The organism is Pseudomonas sp. S44 (genome assembly GCF_016624805.1).
Lineage (GTDB): Bacteria > Pseudomonadota > Gammaproteobacteria > Pseudomonadales > Pseudomonadaceae > Aquipseudomonas > Aquipseudomonas machongensis.
The window spans coordinates 46,676-62,769 of the sequence record NZ_JACVTY010000008.1 but is presented as its reverse complement, the minus strand read 5'-3'; the positions used below and the strand labels follow the sequence as shown (position 1 = coordinate 62,769).

Here is a 16,094-nt window from a genome sequence, read left to right as displayed (position 1 = left end):
CGCCTTCGTTCAAACCAAGCAGCACAGAGGAACCGTCATGACTATTTCCGTCACCTACGATCCAGCATTCGGCAGCGCCACCGTCGACGACTACCTGGCCTTCTGGAGCGCAGGTTTCGTCACTGCCGGTCACGGCTACAGCAACACCGGCGGCTTCAGCAACGGCAGCCGTGATGGCGACCAGTACGCCACCCACGGCGCCAACGGTTCGGACTACGCCTTCATCGCCGACTCCGACACCTCCAACGGCCTGCACTACGTCTTCGATCCGCTGAAGGCGCCGGGCGACAACCTGAACCACTACCTGTGGGGTTCGCTGGACAACGTCAGCCTGGGCGAAGTGCTCGGCGGTGGCGGCGGCAGCGATTTCAGCCTGAGCAACTACGTGGTCAGCTTCAACGGCCTGGACCTGGATGCCGCGCTGGGTGCCGGTCGTGCCGGCAACGAAGTACAGGGCGTGATCTACGGCCTGATGCAGGGCAACACCTCGGCGCTGGAAGGCGTGCTGGACAACCTGCTGGCCAGCTACGGCGTTTCGACCGACAGCACCTTCGACGCCATTGCCGCGGCACTGAGTGGCGGTGCTTCGAGTGTTGCGGCTGCCGAAGCCGTGGGTATCCAGGCGCTGCCTGAAGACCTGGCCCTGGCTGCCTGACGCCAGGCATGAAAAAGGCCAATGGCAGATCGCTCCGTCATTGGCCCTGTTGCATGCACCCTGGCCCGTGTCTTGTCGGGCCCAGGCCGGGGTGCCGCGAAATTCTGCGAGGTGGCGGCTGCCAGGTCAATGGCGACGCCGCCTCGCCTTTCGAGGTCAGCGATGAGTACACCGCGCAACGCCGCCGCCGATGAACTGTGGCAGGCCCTCAAGTCCTGCCGGGGTGGGCTGGGCAACATCGCCCTGTTCACCGCCGTGGCCAACGTGCTGATGCTGGCGCCGGCGCTGTACATGCTGCAGGTCTACGACCGCGTGCTGTCGTCGGGCAACGAGATGACCTTGCTGATGCTCAGCCTGATGGTGCTGGGCCTGTTCGCCTTCATGGGCGTGCTGGAATGGCTGCGCAGCCTGGTAGTGATCCGCCTGGGCACGCGCATGGACCTGCAACTCAACCCTCGGGTGTTCGATGCCGCATACCAGGCTAGCCTCGACGGGCACAAAGGTAGCGCCCAGCAGGCCCTGGGCGACCTGACCCAGTTGCGCCAGTTCGCCACCGGCCAGGCGTTGTTCGCCTTCTTCGATGCGCCGTGGTTTCCGCTGTACCTGCTGGTGATCTTCCTGTTCAGCCCGTGGCTGGGCCTGCTGGCGGTGGTCGGGGCGCTGCTGCTGGCCGGGCTTGCCTGGCTCAACGAGCGCCTCACCCATGGCGAGTTCATCGAGGCCGGGCGGCTGTCGCAGCAGGCGATGCAGCAGGCGTCGGGCAACTTGGGCAATGCCGAGGCGATCGCTGCCATGGGCATGCTCGGTGCCGTACGCCAGCGTTGGAGCCTGCTGCACCATGGCTTCCTGGCCCGGCAGAACCTGGGCAGCGAGCGCAGCGCGGCGATCACCGCGGTGTCCAAGAGCGTACGCCTGGCATTGCAGTCGCTGGTGTTGGGGCTGGGGGCCTGGCTGGCCCTGGAGCACCTGATCAGTCCGGGGATGATGATCGCCGGTTCCATCCTCATGGCGCGGGTGCTGGCGCCGATCGATCAGTTGATTGGCGTGTGGCGCCAGTGGGGTTCAGCGCGCCAGAGCGCAGAACGCCTGGGCTTGCTGTTGCGCCGTTATCCACCGTTGGCCAGTGCGATGCCGCTGCCTGCGCCACAGGGGCGGCTGCGGGTCGAGCAGTTGCATGCCCGGGTGCCTGGCGGGCAGCGGGTCTGCCTGAGTGGTATCGATTTCGAGCTGGCGGCCGGTGAGTCGCTGGGGCTGATCGGTGCCTCGGGGTCTGGAAAATCGACCCTGGCCCGCCTGTTGGTAGGGGCTGCGAACCCTGAGTCGGGCAAGGTCTGCCTCGACGGTGCGGCGCTGGCCCAGTGGGATCGCCAGGCGCTCGGCGAGCACATCGGCTACCTGCCGCAGGATGTGCAACTGTTTGCCGGCAGCATTGCCGACAACATCGCCCGGCTTGGCCCGGTGGACGCCTCGGAGGTGGTCGCAGCGGCGCAGTTGGCCGGTGTGCACGAGCTGATCCTGCAACTGCCGCAGGGCTACGACACGCTGCTGGGCGAAGGTGGCGCGGGGCTGTCCGGTGGGCAGCGGCAAAGGATCGGCCTGGCCCGGGCGCTGTATCGCTTGCCTGCGCTGGTGGTGCTCGACGAACCCAACGCCAGCCTCGACGAGGCCGGCGAGCGCGCCTTGCTGGCGGCGCTCGCCGAGCTCAAGGCGCGCGGGCGCACGCTGGTGATGATCAGCCACAAGTCGAGCCTGCTGCTGGGGCTGGACAAGCTGCTGGTGCTGCACGGCGGCGTGATCCAGCAGTTCGGCCCGACCGCACGGGTACTTCAGGCTGCGGCCCGTCCTGCAGCTGCCAGTGTCGCACCACCACCAACAGCGGCGCGTAGCGGCGTGACCTACAGCTTCAACCAGGGCGGCCAGAGATCTTGAGCATGAGTGTGCACCCGATGTTTACCCCCGCGTCTGGCGCTGCGTCTGACAAGGTTCATCACCTGTGCGACGATGCGCGAGGCCCGGCGAAGGCCGGGCGCTGGCTGGTGCTGGCGGGCTTTGGCGGCTTCCTGTTGTGGGCCGCGCTGGCGCCGCTGGACAAGGGCGTGCCGGTCAGCGGCAATGTGGTGGTGGCTGGCAGTCGGCAAGCGGTCCAGCACCCCACGGGTGGAGTGATCGGGCAGCTTGCAGTGCGCGACGGCGATCAGGTCCAGGCAGGCCAGGTGCTGCTCAGCCTCGACCCGACACAGGCCCAGGCCCAGCGCGGTTCGTTGCAGGTACAGTACGTGAATGCGCGGGCCATGGAGGCACGGCTGCTGGCTGAGCGCGATTCAGCGCCCGGCGTGACCTTTGCCGCCGATCTGCTCGAGGAGGCCGCCACGCCCTGGGTGGCGACTGTGCTGGAGACCCAGCGACAACTGCGCAGCAGCCGCGCCCAGGCGCTGGAGCTGGAATTGGCGGGTTTGAGCGAGAGTATCGCCGGGGCCGAGGCGTCGCTCAGTGGCCTGCAAGGCTCGCTGAGCAGCAAGCAGGCTCAGCGCGAGGCGCTGGACGAGCAACTGCGCGGCCTGCGCGAGCTGGCCCGTGACGGCTACATTCCGCGCAACCGTCTGCTCGACAGCGAGCGCCTGCTGGCGCAGGTCAACGGCTCGATTGCCGAAGACCTTGGCAATATCGGTCGCACCCGGCGCCAGGTCCATGAGCTGAAACTGCGTGCCAGCCAGCGCCGTCAGGAATTCCAGAACGAGGTGCGCCAGCAGTTGAGCGAGTCCCAGGCCAGCGCCGAGGACCTGGGCAATCGCCTGCGCAGCGCCGAGTTCGACCTGGCCCACACCCAGGTGCGTGCGCCGGTCGCCGGTACCGTGGTGGGCTTGAGTGTGTTCACCAACGGCGGGGTGATCGCGCGCGGTCAGCAGTTGATGGAAATCGTCCCCAGCGATGCGCCGTTGCTGGTCGATGCTCGGGCGCCGGTGGAGCTGGTCGATCGCTTGCGACCGGGCTTGCCGGTGGAATTGCTGTTCGTCGCTTTCAACCAGAGCACCACGCCACGGGTGGCAGGTGAGGTAAGCCTGGTCTCGGCGGACCGCCTGCTCGATGAAAAGACCCAGCAGCCGTATTACCAGGTGCGCATCAAGGTCAGCGACGAGGGCGCGCGGCAGCTCGCCGGGCTGGATATTCGCCCCGGTATGCCGGTGGAAGCTTTCGTGCGCAGTGGCGAGCGCTCGCTGCTCAGCTACCTGTTGAAGCCGTTGGCCGACCGGGTGCATATCGCCCTGAGCGAGGAGTGAGCCGATGCGCCTGTTGTTGCCCACTGTATTGTCGGGCGTGTTGTCGGGCCTGGTATTGCCAGCGCAAGCCCTGGACCTGAGCGATGCCTATGCCCTGGCCCTGCGCAACGATCCGACCCTGCGCGCGGCAATCGCCGAGCGCGACGCGGGTGTCGAGAACCTCGCCATCGGTCGCGCGGGGCTGTTGCCGAATCTTTCCTACCGCTACAACCGTGCCCGCAACGACTCGGAGGTGACCCAGCGCAGCCAGCTCGGTGATGTCACCAGCCAGCGCGATTACCGTAGCTACAGCTCGACCCTGACCTTGCAGCAGCCGTTGTTCGATTACGCCGTGTGGAGCGACTATCGCCGAGGCGTGGCCCAGGCTGCGCTGGCCGACGAGCGCCTGCGCGGTCGCGGCCAGGAAATGATGGTGCGGGTGTTCTCGGCCTACAGCGAAGCATTGTTCGCCGACGAGCAGATTGCCCTGGCCCAGGCCCAGCGGCGCACCTACGCCGAACAACTGCAGCTCAACGAGCGCCTGCTCAAGAATGGCGAGGGCACCCGCACCGACGTGCTGGAGACCCGTGCCCGCTACGAATTGGCCCAGGCCCAGGAAATCGAGGCCGGCGACAACCTCGACGCGGCGCTGCGCAGCCTGCAGGCGATCACCGGCGAGGCGATGAGCGCCGAAGACCTTGCGCCGATGTTGCCGTCACTCGCCGTGCAGCCGCTGATACCGGCGCGCTTCGAGCCCTGGCGCGACCTGGCTGTGGCGAATAACGCCGAGCTGGCCAGCCAGCGGCATGCCCTGGATGTCGCTGACCAAGGTGTGGAGCGTCAGCGTGCGGGGCACCTGCCGAGCTTGAGTGCCTACGTGAGCAAGGGCATTTCCAGTTCGAGCTCGGAAAGCACCTACAACCAGCGCTATGACACTGACAGTGTCGGGATTCAGTTGAGTGTGCCGCTGTTCGCCGGTGGCGGTGTATCGGCGCGGGTGCGCCAGGCACAGGCGGAGCGAGATGGCTTGCAGTTCCAGGTCGATGCGCAGGTCAGCGACACGCTCAATCAGTTGCGTCGCCAGTTCAACCTGTGCGCCAGCAGCACCGCGAAGATCCGCGCCTACGGGATGGCGGTGAATGCTGCCAGTGCGTTGGTCGAGGCGACTCGGCGCAGCGTGCAGGGGGGAGAGCGGGTCAACCTCGATGTGCTCGATGCCGAGCAGCAACTGTACGGGGCGCGGCGTGATCTGGCCCAGGCCCGGCATGAGTACCTGCGGGCCTGGGTGCAGTTGCGCTACTTGGCGGGGGTACTGGATGCCAAGGATGTGGAGGTATTGAACGGGTACTTCGTGGCGCGCGGTTGAAAGCGGTGCCGCCTGATGGCTGCACCGCTTCTACAGGCTTTGCATCCTGGTCAGTGCTCCGCCACCGCCTTGCGGCTGAGCACCTGTTCGCCATGTTCATCGATGTCCATCACCGGCACTTCATTGCCATCGGCATCGAACAGCTTGCCATCCTTGAAGTAGTCGCCATCGCGCAGCACCGAGATGTCCGAATACTGGATGGTGCGCTCGTACCCCGCGGCAAACACCGACTGCTGGTCCGAATTGCCGGCCTTGAAGTGGTTGAAGATCAGGTTCAGCAGGATCGCCATGATCGCCGCCGAGCTGATGCCCGAGTGGAAGATGGTCTCGAACCAGTTGGGGAATTGATGGTAGAAGCTCGGCGCGGCGATGGGGATCATGCCGAAGCCCAGCGAGGCCGCCACGATGATCAGGTTGACGTTGTTCTTGTAGTTCACCTTCGACAGGGTACGGATGCCGCTCGCCGCCACGGTGCCGAACAGCACGATGCCCGCGCCGCCCAGGACCGGGGTGGGTACTGCGGCGATGATCCGGCCCATGATCGGCAGCAGGCCAAGCACCACCAGGATCACCCCGCCCGTGGCCACCACGTAGCGGCTCTTCACCCCGGTCACGGCCACCAGGCCGACGTTCTGGGCGAACGCGCTCTGGGTGAAGGAGCCGAAGATCGGCGCCAGGATGCTCGATGCCATGTCGGCGCGCAGGCCGTCGCCCAGGCGCTTGGAGTCGACCTTGGTGTCGATGATCTCACCGACCGCGAGGATATCCGCCGAGGTCTCCACCAGGGTCACCATGATCACGATGCACATCGACAGGATCGCCGCGATGTGGAACGTCGGCATGCCGAAATGAAACGGGGTAGGGAAGGCGAACACCGGGCCTTCGCCGACCTTGCTGAAATCGGCCATGCCCAGTGCCCAGGCGATCAGCGTGCCGGCAACCATGGCCAGGAGGATCGACAGGCGCGAGATGCTGGCGCTGCCCAGCTTGCTCAGCAGCAGGACAATGGCGAAGGTCAGCGCCGCCAGGCCGATGTTGGCCATGCTGCCGAACTCCGGCGAGGCGCTGTTGCCACCCATCACCCAGCGTGCGGCCACCGGCATCAGGGTCAGGCCGATGGTGGTGATGACGATGCCGGTCACCAGCGGCGGGAAGAACTTGGTGATCCGCGAGAACACCGGAGTGATCAGAAAGCCGATCAGCGATGCTGCCATGACTGCGCCCAGCACCGCCGGCAGGCCCCCGCCGCCCTGGCTGCCGAGAATCGCGCCCATGGTGGCCACGCCAGCGAACGACACGCCCTGCACCAGTGGCAACTGGCAGCCGAAGAAGGGTAGTCCGAGTGTCTGCAACAGCGTGGCCAGCCCGCCAGCGAACAGTGACGCGGCAATCAGCAGGCCGATCTCCGCCGGGGCCAGGCCGGCGGCCTGACCCAGGATCAGTGGCACGGCGACGATCCCTCCGTACATGGTCAGGACATGCTGCAGGCCATAAGCCAGGTTGGCACCAAGCCCGAGGTTTTCGTCCTCGGGGCGCTTGGCAGGAGACGTGCTGGTGGACGTAGTCATTGGAGCAGGCTCTCTGTTTATTGTTGTGCCGATACTGTAGACAGCTCCGACAAAATATTGCCAGACAAATTGTATACAATATTTTGATCTGGGCAGCCGCAGATCCGGCAGGGCGGTGTCTCTGACCGCAATGCAGATAGCGTTCCAACATGGGAAAGGCGATTTAGAAGGGTGTGTACAAAAAGCTCGGCAGCCCGTGAAAAGCTGTCTAGGTAGGCAGGAAATGCGGGTCGGTCATGTTCTTAGCAAGCTAAAAGATTTCAATCTTCGATAAGTTCGCGCAGCTCGCGCATCATTTCGGTGCTGTCGGCCAGGTTCAGTTCCACAAGACGGTGCAGATGGGTCATCGAGTCAACGTCTATATAGAGGCAGACGAAACCCAGCCGAGTGGGTTCTTCGTGGCGTAATTCCACCTGCATGCGGACTTTGACCTCTTTGTCGAGGTGGATGAGCGCATCGAAATCCTGCGTCAGGTCGGCGTCCCAGGGCGCTGGCCGCTCGATCAGCAGGCCTTTGAGCGACAGGTCGAGCAGTTTCACTGGCCAGTGCCGGTCGCCCTGGCGCAGTTCGGTGGGGGCGTCGAAGTCAATGCGCTGGAAGCGCCTGCGCTCGTCAGTTCCAGAGGGATGGGTCATGGCGGATCCTCGTCAGTTGATCTGACTATAGACCAGCCACGCTTGTTGCGGCCTGGCGGCGACTGATGCGATTCAGCCTGCGTGCCCTACCGGGTGCTGGGTTGTTCTGCGTGCTGGCGCGGCGTGGGGGTGACCAGCGGCTCCTTGCGGGCCTGCAGCGCGAACAGAATCCCTGCCGCCAACAGCACGAGCAAGCCGATTTGTATGGCCCGGATACGGTTCTTCATTGCGACATCTCTGTCTGATCAGCGATGTCGAAATATTCGGGCGGCCAGGGCTACGGCACAACTGGTAGAAATATCAGGTCGCTTTGCGCACCCTGCCCGCGCCGCTCTAGGGCGGCGCGGGCAGGGTGCAATTCGATATGGTAAAGCTGGCAAGCAGGCCCTAGACTCAGTGAGCTGTCTATTCCAACCACTTAGCTGGAAGCATGCCATGAATAACAATAACAGCCTGCTACGTCACATTCCGTGGCTGGCGCTGGCAGTCATAGGAGCCTGTGCGCTGGGTGTGGTCGCCCTGCGTCGCGGTGAAGCCATCAACGCCTTGTGGATCGTGGTTGCGGCTGTGGCCATCTACCTGGTCGCCTACCGCTACTACAGCCTGTTCATCGCCACCAAGGTGATGCAACTCGATCCGCGCCGGGCTACCCCGGCGGTACTCAACAACGATGGCCTGGACTACGTCCCGACCAACAAGCACATCCTCTTCGGTCACCATTTCGCCGCCATCGCTGGCGCCGGCCCGCTGGTCGGTCCGGTGCTCGCCGCGCAGATGGGCTACCTGCCCGGTACGCTCTGGCTGATTGCTGGCGTTGTACTGGCAGGGGCCGTGCAGGACTTCATGGTCCTGTTCCTCTCCACCCGCCGTAACGGCCGTTCGCTGGGCGACATGGTGCGTGAGGAAATGGGCCGCATTCCGGGCACCATCGCCCTGTTTGGCTGCTTCCTGATCATGATCATCATCCTCGCGGTGCTGGCGCTGATCGTGGTCAAGGCCCTGGCCGAGAGCCCGTGGGGCATGTTCACGGTGATGGCGACCATCCCGATCGCCATGTTCATGGGCATCTACATGCGCTTCATCCGCCCGGGTCGCATTGGCGAGATTTCGCTGATCGGCGTGGTGCTGCTGCTGGCATCGATCTGGCTGGGTGGCGTGATCGCGGCCGATCCGGTGTGGGGCCCGGCGTTCACCTTCACCGGCGTGCAGATTACCTGGATGCTGGTCGGCTATGGCTTCGTCGCCGCCGTGTTGCCGGTGTGGCTGGTGCTGGCACCGCGTGACTACCTCTCGACCTTCCTCAAGATCGGCACCATCATCGGCCTGGCCATCGGTATCCTGATCATTGCGCCTGAGCTGAAGATGCCGGCCCTGACCCAGTTCACCGACGGTACGGGGCCTGTGTGGAAGGGCACCCTGTTCCCGTTCCTGTTCATCACCATCGCCTGCGGCGCGGTGTCCGGCTTCCATGCCCTGATCAGCTCGGGCACCACGCCCAAGCTGCTGGACAACGAAACCAACGCCCGCTACATCGGCTACGGCGGCATGCTGATGGAGTCGTTCGTCGCCATCATGGCCATGGTCGCTGCTTCGGTGATCGAGCCGGGTGTGTACTTCGCCATGAACAGCCCGGCCGCCGTGGTCGGTGCCGACGTCGTGTCGGTGGCGCAGACCGTCAGCAGTTGGGGCTTCACCATCACCCCCGAGCAGCTCGAGGCTACTGCCCGTGACATCGGCGAGCACACCATCCTGGCGCGTGCCGGTGGTGCACCGACGCTGGCGGTGGGGATCGCGCAGATCCTCCACCAGGTACTGCCGGGTGAGAACACCATGGCCTTCTGGTACCACTTCGCGATTCTGTTCGAGGCGTTGTTCATCCTGACCGCCGTGGATGCCGGTACCCGTGCCGGGCGCTTCATGCTGCAGGACCTGCTGGGCAGCTTCGTGCCGGCGCTCAAGCGCACCGAGTCGTGGACGGCCAACCTGATCGGCACCGCCGGTTGCGTGGCGCTGTGGGGCTACCTGCTGTACCAGGGCGTGATCGACCCGCTGGGGGGTATCAACACCTTGTGGCCGCTGTTCGGTATCTCCAACCAGATGCTGGCCGGTATCGCGCTGATGCTCGGCACCGTGGTATTGATCAAGATGAAGCGCGAGCGCTATATCTGGGTCACCTTGCTGCCGGCGCTGTGGCTGCTGATCTGCACCACTACCGCAGGCCTGATCAAGCTGTTCGACCCGAACCCTGCGGTCGGCTTCCTGGCCCTGGCCAAGAAGTACAGCGCCGCGCTGGATGCCGGTCAGGTCCTGGCACCGGCCAAGGACATCGGCCAGATGCAGCACGTGATCTTCAACGCCTACACCAACGCCGGTCTCACGGTGCTGTTCCTGGTGGTGGTGTTCAGCGTACTGTTCTTCGCCATCAAGGTCGGCATCGCCGCCTTGGGTCGCAAGGAGCGCAGCGACAAGGAAACCCCGTTCCAGGCCCTGCCTGACGCTTGAGAGGATTGCAGCGATGTTCAACGACCTGGGTCGGCTGGGTAAGTATCTGGGGCAGGCTGCCCGACTGATGGTTGGTATGCCCGACTACGACACCTATGTCGAGCACATGCAGAACAAACATCCGGACAAGCCGGTGATGAGCTACGAGGACTTCTTCAAGGAGCGCCAGGAAGCTCGTTATGGCGGCAAAGCCGGCCCGAAGTGCTGTTGAACCTGCACCCTGCTTGAACCTGTGGGAGCCCGCGCAATCGGGCTCCCACAGTCATTTTCGGCTTCAATGGAGGCAAACGCGTGCATACCCCCATTCCCGTCACCGTGCTCACTGGCTTTCTCGGTGCTGGCAAGACCACCCTGCTCAAGCATATGCTCAAGGCCGAGCATGGCCTGAAGATCGCCGTGATCGAGAACGAATTCAGCGAGGCGGGCATCGACAGCCAGCTGCTGGGCGACGAACCGGTACAGGTGATGACCCTGGCCAACGGTTGTGTGTGCTGCAGCATCCATGGCGACCTCACCCGTGCCCTGTACCTGCTGCTCGAACGCCTGGATGCCGGTGAAATCGCCTTCGATCGTCTGGTGATCGAGTGCACCGGCCTCGCCGACCCGGCGCCAGTGGCGCAGACCTTCTTCATTGACGAGGAGCTGCGCGAGCGCTATATCCTCGACGGCATCATCACCCTGGTGGACGCCAAGCATGCCGAGTTCCACCTGACCCAGACCATCGCCCAGGCCCAGGTCGGGTTTGCCGATCGCCTGCTGCTGAGCAAGACGGACCTGGTCGAAGCAGACGTGGTCGACGCGCTGCGCGAGCGTTTGGCACGGATCAATGGCCGTGCACAGATTCGCGTGGTCGAGCATGGCCGTATCGACCTGGCCGAGCTGCTCGATGTGCGCGGTTTCAATCTCAACCCGGACTTGGGACTGAGCCCGAGGCCGACCCTGCGCCCGGTGCTCAAGCCCGCGACCCCGGACCGTATCTCCACCCTTGTGCTGCGCACGGAAAAGCCGCTGGATATCGATCGGCTCAGCGACTTCATGAACGAGCTGCTGGAAGAGCACGGCAAGCAATTGCTGCGCTACAAGGGAGTACTGAACATCGCAGGCGAGGACCGCCGGCTGGTGTTCCAGGGCGTGCTCAAGCTGTATGGCTTTGACTGGGATGCCGAGTGGAAGGAGGGCGAGGCGCGCGAAAGCGTGATGGTGTTCATCGGTGATGAGCTGCCGCAAGACAGCATACGCGAGGGTTTTGCCGCCTTGGCCGGCTGACAGGGCTGCAAGACATCAGCAAAAAGCCCGGCACAAGGCCGGGCTTTTTCACATCAGGCGATTGCCAATCAGTTGCCGTACACCGGCAGCTTCTTGCAGATGGCCTTGACCTTCTCGCGAACGGCGTCGATCACCGCTTCGTTGTTCAGGTCAGCGAGGATGTCGCAGATCCAGCCGGCCAGCTCGCGGCACTCGGCTTCCTTGAAACCACGGGTGGTGACGGCTGGGGTGCCGAAGCGCAGGCCCGAGGTGACGAACGGCGAACGTGGGTCGTTCGGGACCGAGTTCTTGTTCACGGTGATGAAGGCTTTGCCCAGTGCGGCGTCAGCGTCCTTGCCCGAGATTTCCTGCTTGATCAGCGACAGCAGGAACAGGTGGTTTTCGGTGCCGCCGGAAACGACGTCGAAGCCACGCTCGATGAACACGCTGGCCATGGCCTGGGCGTTCTTCACCACTTGCTGCTGGTAGGCCTTGAACTCAGGCTGCAGCGCTTCCTTGAAGCAGATCGCCTTGGCGGCGATGACGTGCTCCAGCGGGCCACCCTGGGCGCCCGGGAAGACTGCGGAGTTCAGCTTCTTCTCGATGTCGGCGTTGGCGCGGGCCAGGATCAGGCCACCACGTGGACCACGCAGGGTTTTGTGGGTGGTGGTGGTGACCACGTCGGCGAATGGTACTGGGTTCGGGTAGACGCCAGCGGCGACCAGGCCTGCGACGTGGGCCATGTCGACGAACAGGTAGGCACCGACTTTGTCGGCGATTTCGCGGAAGCGGGCGAAGTCCAGGACCTGCGAGTAGGCGGAGAAGCCGGCGACGATCATCTTTGGCTTGTGCTCGACAGCCAGGCGCTCGACTTCGTCGTAGTCGATCAGGCCGTTGCCGTCTATGCCGTACTGGACGGCGTTGTACAGCTTGCCCGAGGAGCTGACGCTGGCGCCGTGGGTCAGGTGACCGCCGTGGGCCAGGCTCATGCCCAGGATGGTGTCACCAGCCGACAGCAGGGCCAGGTAGACAGCAGCGTTGGCTTGCGAGCCAGCGTGCGGCTGGACGTTGGCGTAGTCGGCACCGAACAGTTCCTTGGCGCGGTCGATGGCCAGCTGCTCGACGACGTCGACGTACTCGCAACCGCCGTAGTAGCGCTTGCCTGGGTAGCCTTCGGCGTATTTGTTGGTCAGAACCGAGCCCTGGGCCTCCATGACCGCTGGGCTGGTGTAGTTTTCCGAAGCGATCAGCTCGATATGCTCTTCCTGGCGCAGGGCTTCTTGCTGCATGGCTTCGAAGAGCTCGGCGTCGTACTTGGCAATGGTCAAATCACGGCTGAACATGGCGGTCCTCAAGGATCGGGGCTGAATTGGGATGGCATTCTAACCGATTGGGTCGGGGCTGGCATATGAAGTGGCATCAAGTCGCGGACCAATGGGCTTCATGTTGCAGGCCGCGCGGGGACTGGGCTGAGACAGGGCGCTAGTTGACTCCGAAGTCCGTTTTTCGATGCCTGGTGGAGGCTGGATTGGTGTCCAGCTTCTTGGGGGCGGTCCACCCTGTGGGAGCGGGTTTACCCGCGAACACGGGCGTAGCCCGTGCCAGGCGGCGCGGTGTCCTTTTCGCGGGCAAGCCCGCTCCTACAGGGACTGCGTGGCGGCACGATCACTGGAACATGAACAAGGTTTCGTTGCTGAACTGCGCCTCGAACTGGTTGGCCGGCATCGGGCGGCCGAACAGGTAGCCCTGGACTTCGTCGCAGCCGTGCTCGCGCAGGAACTCCAGCTGTTCATGCGTCTCCACGCCTTCGGCGATCACCGCCAGGTTGAGGCTGTGGGCCATGGCGATGATCGCCCGTGCGATCTGCGCATCCTGCTCGCCTTCGGGCAGGCCGTCGACGAAGGTACGGTCGATCTTCAGCACGTCGATGGGGAACTGCTTGAGGTAGTTGAGCGATGAATAGCCCGTGCCGAAGTCGTCCACCGCGATGCTCAGCCCCAGGTTCTTCAGGCTGTCGAGGATCTGCATGGCCTCGTTGACCTCGCGCATCAGGATACTCTCGGTCAGTTCCAGCTCCAGGCACGCCGGCGGCAGGCCGGTCTCCTCAAGAATAGTGGCGATCCGCTTGCCCAGCTGGCCGTCGGAGAATTGCCGGGCCGAGATGTTCACCGACACCTTCGGCACCCGCACCTTGGCCTTGTGCCAGGCCTTGAGCTGGCGGCTGGCCTCGCGCAACACCCAGTCGCCGACGTCGACTACCAGGCCCAGTTCCTCGATCACCGGGATGAAGTCGCCCGGCGGCACCAGGCCGCGGCGTGGATGGCGCCAGCGCAGCAGCGCCTCGGCGCCGGTCAGGCGCTTGCCGTCGCCGCTGAACTGCGGCTGGTAGTAAAGAATGAACTCGTTCTGCTCCAGGGCGTGACGCAGGTCGCTTTCCAGCTCCAGGCGTTCCAGGGCGCTGGCGTTCATGTCGGCCTGGTAGAACTGGAAGTTGTTCTTGCCGCGCTCCTTGGCGTGGTACATCGCCGTGTCGGCGTTCTTCATCAGCTGGCTCAGCTCGTTACCGTCCTGCGGGCTGAGGGCGATGCCGATACTGGCGGTGACGAAGAACTCGCGACTCTCCAGCACGAATGGCCGCACCAGGCTGGCGAGGATATTCTCGGCGACGTGAATGGCGCGGTTCAGCGCCATTTCACGGCTGGTACGCGACTGCAGCAGCAGGGTGAACTCGTCGCCGCCCATGCGCGCCACGGTGTCGTCTTCATCGACACAGGCCAGCAGGCGCTCGGCCATGTCCTTGAGCATGCGATCGCCGGCGGCGTGGCCGAGGGAGTCGTTGATCGGCTTGAAACGGTCAAGGTCGAGGAACATCAGCACCACCCACGACTTGTGCCGCTCGGCCTGCTGCAATGCCGTGTGCAGACGGTCCTGGAACAGGGTGCGGTTGGGCAGGTGGGTGAGGGCGTCGTAGTACGCGAGGCGGTGGATGCGCTGCTCGCTGGCCTTGCGCTCGCTGATGTCGGTGAAGAAACACACATAGCTGGCAAGGTCGCGCTCATCGTCAAGCACCGCGGTGATGCCGACCCAGGCCGGATAGTGCTCGCCGCTGCGGCGCTTGAGCCACACTTCACCTTCCCAGGTGCCGCGTTGGTTCAGTTGCTTGAGCACATAGCCCAGGTGCGCGTCCTGCTGGCCTTCGACGGTGAGCATGTTCGGGCGCTGGTCGAGTACTTCATCGGGCGCATAGCCGCTGACCCGGCTGAAGGCCTCGTTGACCTGGACGATGTAGCCCGCCGGGTCGGTGATCAGGATCGCCGAGGTCGAGTGCTCGAATACCGTCGCGGCCATGCGCAGGTCTTTCTCGGCGCGTCGTTGCTGGCTGATGTCGCGCGCTACCCCAAGGACGCCTTCGAAGCGCTCGTGGTCGTCCCACACCAGCACCAGGCGCAGCTCGATGGGTATCTTGCGACCGTCGGCACGCAGGCAGTCGAACAGGAACACCTGGGTCGGCAGCTGGCTGCGCAACTGGCGCAGTTGCTCGCGGTCGTCCAGCGCCTTGCTGACCCGCTCCATGAGCGTCTGCATGCCGCTGAGCTGGGAGGGGTTGGCGATGATCGATGGCCAGCCGTTGTCGAAGATGTAGTCCACCGAGTAGCCCAGCACCGTCTGCACCGAGGGGCTGATGTAGTTGAGCTGCAGTTGGTTGTCGGTGGAGAAGATCACGTCACTGATGCTTTCGGCGAGCATCCGGTAGCGCTGCTCGCTGTCACGCAGCGACTGGCTGGCCTCGATCTGCACCGTGACATCCTTGCCCACACCGATGATCCGCGTGACCTGGCCTTCGCCATCACGGGCCAGGACCTGCTCGCGGATGTCGTAGCAGCGCCAGCCGCCGTCGCGGTGGCGGAAGCGCAGTTGGCAGTGCAGTGATTGGCTGTGACCGCTGTCGCGCTGTTGCTGGCGCAGGCTGCGGTAGTGCTCGGCATCCTCGGGGTGCAGCAGCAGCTCCCAGAAGTGATCGCCCATCTGCGCAAGTTCCGAGCGGTCGTAGCCCAGGGTTTGTCCCAGGTGGCGATTGCTGAAGATCATGCGTCGGTTGTGCACGTCCTGAACGTAGAGCTGGTCGGGTACGGTACGCACGACGTCCGACCAGAAGCTTTCACGTTCGAGCAGCGACAGTTCGACCTGCTTGCGGCTGGTGATGTCGCTGATGCTGAGGATCACGGCCTGGTAGTCGCGCCGCTGCTGGGGCAGGCGGGCCATCAGCCACAGGTGCAGCTCGCCACCCAGTGGCGCGGGCAGGCGTACTTCGAGCTCGAACTGTGCGCGCTGCTCGATCAGCGCGTCGAGCAACTGCATGCCGATGCTCTCGCGGCCGTCGCCGCTACCCTCGATCAGCCGTTGCCAGGCACCCTCGTTGCAGGTCACGTTGAGCAACTGGCGTGCAACTTCGTTGATCTCGGTGATCTTCAGTTCCTGCAGCAGGTTGCGCCGCAGGCCCGGTTCCAGTGCCAGGCTTTGCTTGAGTGCGGCGAGGTTGCGCAGGTGGTAGCGATCGAGCTGGCCGGGCAGGCTCGACAGGTCGAGCACGCACAGGGCCACGCCGGTGCTCTCGAAGATATCCTGATAGCGCCGGCGGTCTTCCTGCAAGGCACGCTGGCGACGGCGCATGTTGATCAACGCCAGGCCCGGCAGCAGGGCGCAGAACAGCACCAGCAAACTCTTGCCCAGCAGCGCGGGCAACAGTTTCTCGCGGGCCGAGGTCGGGTCGTACAGGCCGCGGACCTGCCAGGTACTGTTGTCGATGAAGGCCAGCAGCACGCTGTGCAGCGCCGATGGGTTGGCGTGGGCGACACCGCTGCGCTC

At 64.4% G+C, this 16,094-nt stretch carries 11 protein-coding genes and 1 pseudogene; 7 read left to right on the top strand and 5 right to left on the bottom strand.

Annotated features, from left to right (window positions below; genetic code table 11):
* Window positions 1-37 precede the first annotated feature (37 nt).
* From IAE40_RS08810 to IAE40_RS08795, 4 genes are all read left to right on the top strand, one after another.
* Entirely contained in the window at window positions 38-655 is a 618-nt protein-coding gene (locus IAE40_RS08810) for a heme acquisition protein HasA (protein WP_153774738.1), read from the top strand.
* 162 nt (window positions 656-817) lie between these two features.
* A complete protein-coding gene (locus IAE40_RS08805; protein ID WP_200603031.1) occupies window positions 818-2,584 on the top strand; it encodes a type I secretion system permease/ATPase in 1,767 nt (588 codons plus the stop codon).
* A gap of 17 nt (window positions 2,585-2,601) precedes the next feature.
* Window positions 2,602-3,933: an HlyD family type I secretion periplasmic adaptor subunit gene (locus IAE40_RS08800; RefSeq protein ID WP_442797524.1), complete on the top strand. Its 1,332-nt coding sequence runs from the start codon at window positions 2,602-2,604 to the stop codon at window positions 3,931-3,933.
* A 4-nt stretch (window positions 3,934-3,937) separates the two neighbouring features.
* Window positions 3,938-5,278: a TolC family outer membrane protein gene (locus tag IAE40_RS08795; protein ID WP_200603029.1), complete on the top strand. Its 1,341-nt coding sequence runs from the start codon at window positions 3,938-3,940 to the stop codon at window positions 5,276-5,278.
* A 50-nt stretch (window positions 5,279-5,328) separates the two neighbouring features.
* On the opposite strand, the gene IAE40_RS08790 is transcribed toward IAE40_RS08795, so the two are convergent.
* From IAE40_RS08790 to IAE40_RS08780, 3 genes are all read right to left on the bottom strand, one after another.
* The gene (locus IAE40_RS08790) at window positions 5,329-6,846 is read right to left on the bottom strand and encodes a nucleobase:cation symporter-2 family protein (protein ID WP_200603028.1); all 1,518 of its coding nucleotides are present in this window, start codon (window positions 6,844-6,846) and stop codon (window positions 5,329-5,331) included.
* Window positions 6,847-7,106: 260 nt separating this feature from the next.
* Entirely contained in the window at window positions 7,107-7,481 is a 375-nt protein-coding gene (locus IAE40_RS08785; RefSeq protein WP_197893257.1) for a PilZ domain-containing protein, read from the bottom strand.
* Window positions 7,482-7,567: 86 nt separating this feature from the next.
* On the bottom strand, window positions 7,568-7,708 hold the full coding sequence (locus tag IAE40_RS08780; RefSeq protein ID WP_153774733.1) for a hypothetical protein: 141 nt from the start codon (window positions 7,706-7,708) through the stop codon (window positions 7,568-7,570).
* Between the two features lie 208 nt (window positions 7,709-7,916).
* Here IAE40_RS08780 and IAE40_RS08775 point away from each other — a divergent pair, with 208 nt between their 5' ends.
* The 3 genes from IAE40_RS08775 to yjiA all read left to right on the top strand — a co-directional run bounded on the left by IAE40_RS08775 (window position 7,917) and on the right by yjiA (window position 11,249).
* Window positions 7,917-9,983 carry a carbon starvation CstA family protein gene (locus tag IAE40_RS08775; RefSeq protein WP_063546133.1) on the top strand — a complete coding sequence of 689 codons (2,067 nt, stop codon included), beginning with the start codon at window positions 7,917-7,919 and terminating at the stop codon, window positions 9,981-9,983.
* 13 nt (window positions 9,984-9,996) lie between these two features.
* A complete protein-coding gene (locus IAE40_RS08770) occupies window positions 9,997-10,194 on the top strand; it encodes a YbdD/YjiX family protein (protein WP_054894051.1) in 198 nt (65 codons plus the stop codon).
* A gap of 80 nt (window positions 10,195-10,274) precedes the next feature.
* On the top strand, window positions 10,275-11,249 hold the full coding sequence (yjiA, locus tag IAE40_RS08765) for a GTPase (protein WP_200603027.1): 975 nt from the start codon (window positions 10,275-10,277) through the stop codon (window positions 11,247-11,249).
* A gap of 68 nt (window positions 11,250-11,317) precedes the next feature.
* On the opposite strand, the gene glyA is transcribed toward yjiA, so the two are convergent.
* Both glyA and IAE40_RS08755 read right to left on the bottom strand, forming a co-directional pair.
* Window positions 11,318-12,571, bottom strand: coding sequence for a serine hydroxymethyltransferase (gene glyA / locus IAE40_RS08760; RefSeq protein WP_054894053.1), 1,254 nt, complete (start codon window positions 12,569-12,571; stop codon window positions 11,318-11,320).
* A 322-nt stretch (window positions 12,572-12,893) separates the two neighbouring features.
* Window positions 12,894-15,878: pseudogene (locus tag IAE40_RS08755) on the bottom strand (sensor domain-containing protein); the annotation flags it as partial.
* Window positions 15,879-16,094: the final 216 nt, after the last annotated feature.

Bases quoted from the DNA above. Each gene is read 5' to 3' on its own strand.
- IAE40_RS08770 (WP_054894051.1), top strand. From the start codon at position 9,997: ATGTTCAACGACCTGGGTCGGCTGGGTAAGTATCTGGGGCAGGCTGCC.
- IAE40_RS08805 (WP_200603031.1), top strand. From the start codon at position 818: ATGAGTACACCGCGCAACGCCGCCGCCGATGAACTGTGGCAGGCCCTC.
- glyA (WP_054894053.1), bottom strand. From the start codon at position 12,571: ATGTTCAGCCGTGATTTGACCATTGCCAAGTACGACGCCGAGCTCTTC.
- IAE40_RS08800 (WP_442797524.1), top strand. From the start codon at position 2,602: ATGTTTACCCCCGCGTCTGGCGCTGCGTCTGACAAGGTTCATCACCTG.
- IAE40_RS08775 (WP_063546133.1), top strand. From the start codon at position 7,917: ATGAATAACAATAACAGCCTGCTACGTCACATTCCGTGGCTGGCGCTG.
- IAE40_RS08780 (WP_153774733.1), bottom strand. From the start codon at position 7,708: ATGAAGAACCGTATCCGGGCCATACAAATCGGCTTGCTCGTGCTGTTG.
- IAE40_RS08790 (WP_200603028.1), bottom strand. From the start codon at position 6,846: ATGACTACGTCCACCAGCACGTCTCCTGCCAAGCGCCCCGAGGACGAA.
- IAE40_RS08785 (WP_197893257.1), bottom strand. From the start codon at position 7,481: ATGACCCATCCCTCTGGAACTGACGAGCGCAGGCGCTTCCAGCGCATT.
- IAE40_RS08810 (WP_153774738.1), top strand. From the start codon at position 38: ATGACTATTTCCGTCACCTACGATCCAGCATTCGGCAGCGCCACCGTC.
- IAE40_RS08795 (WP_200603029.1), top strand. From the start codon at position 3,938: ATGCGCCTGTTGTTGCCCACTGTATTGTCGGGCGTGTTGTCGGGCCTG.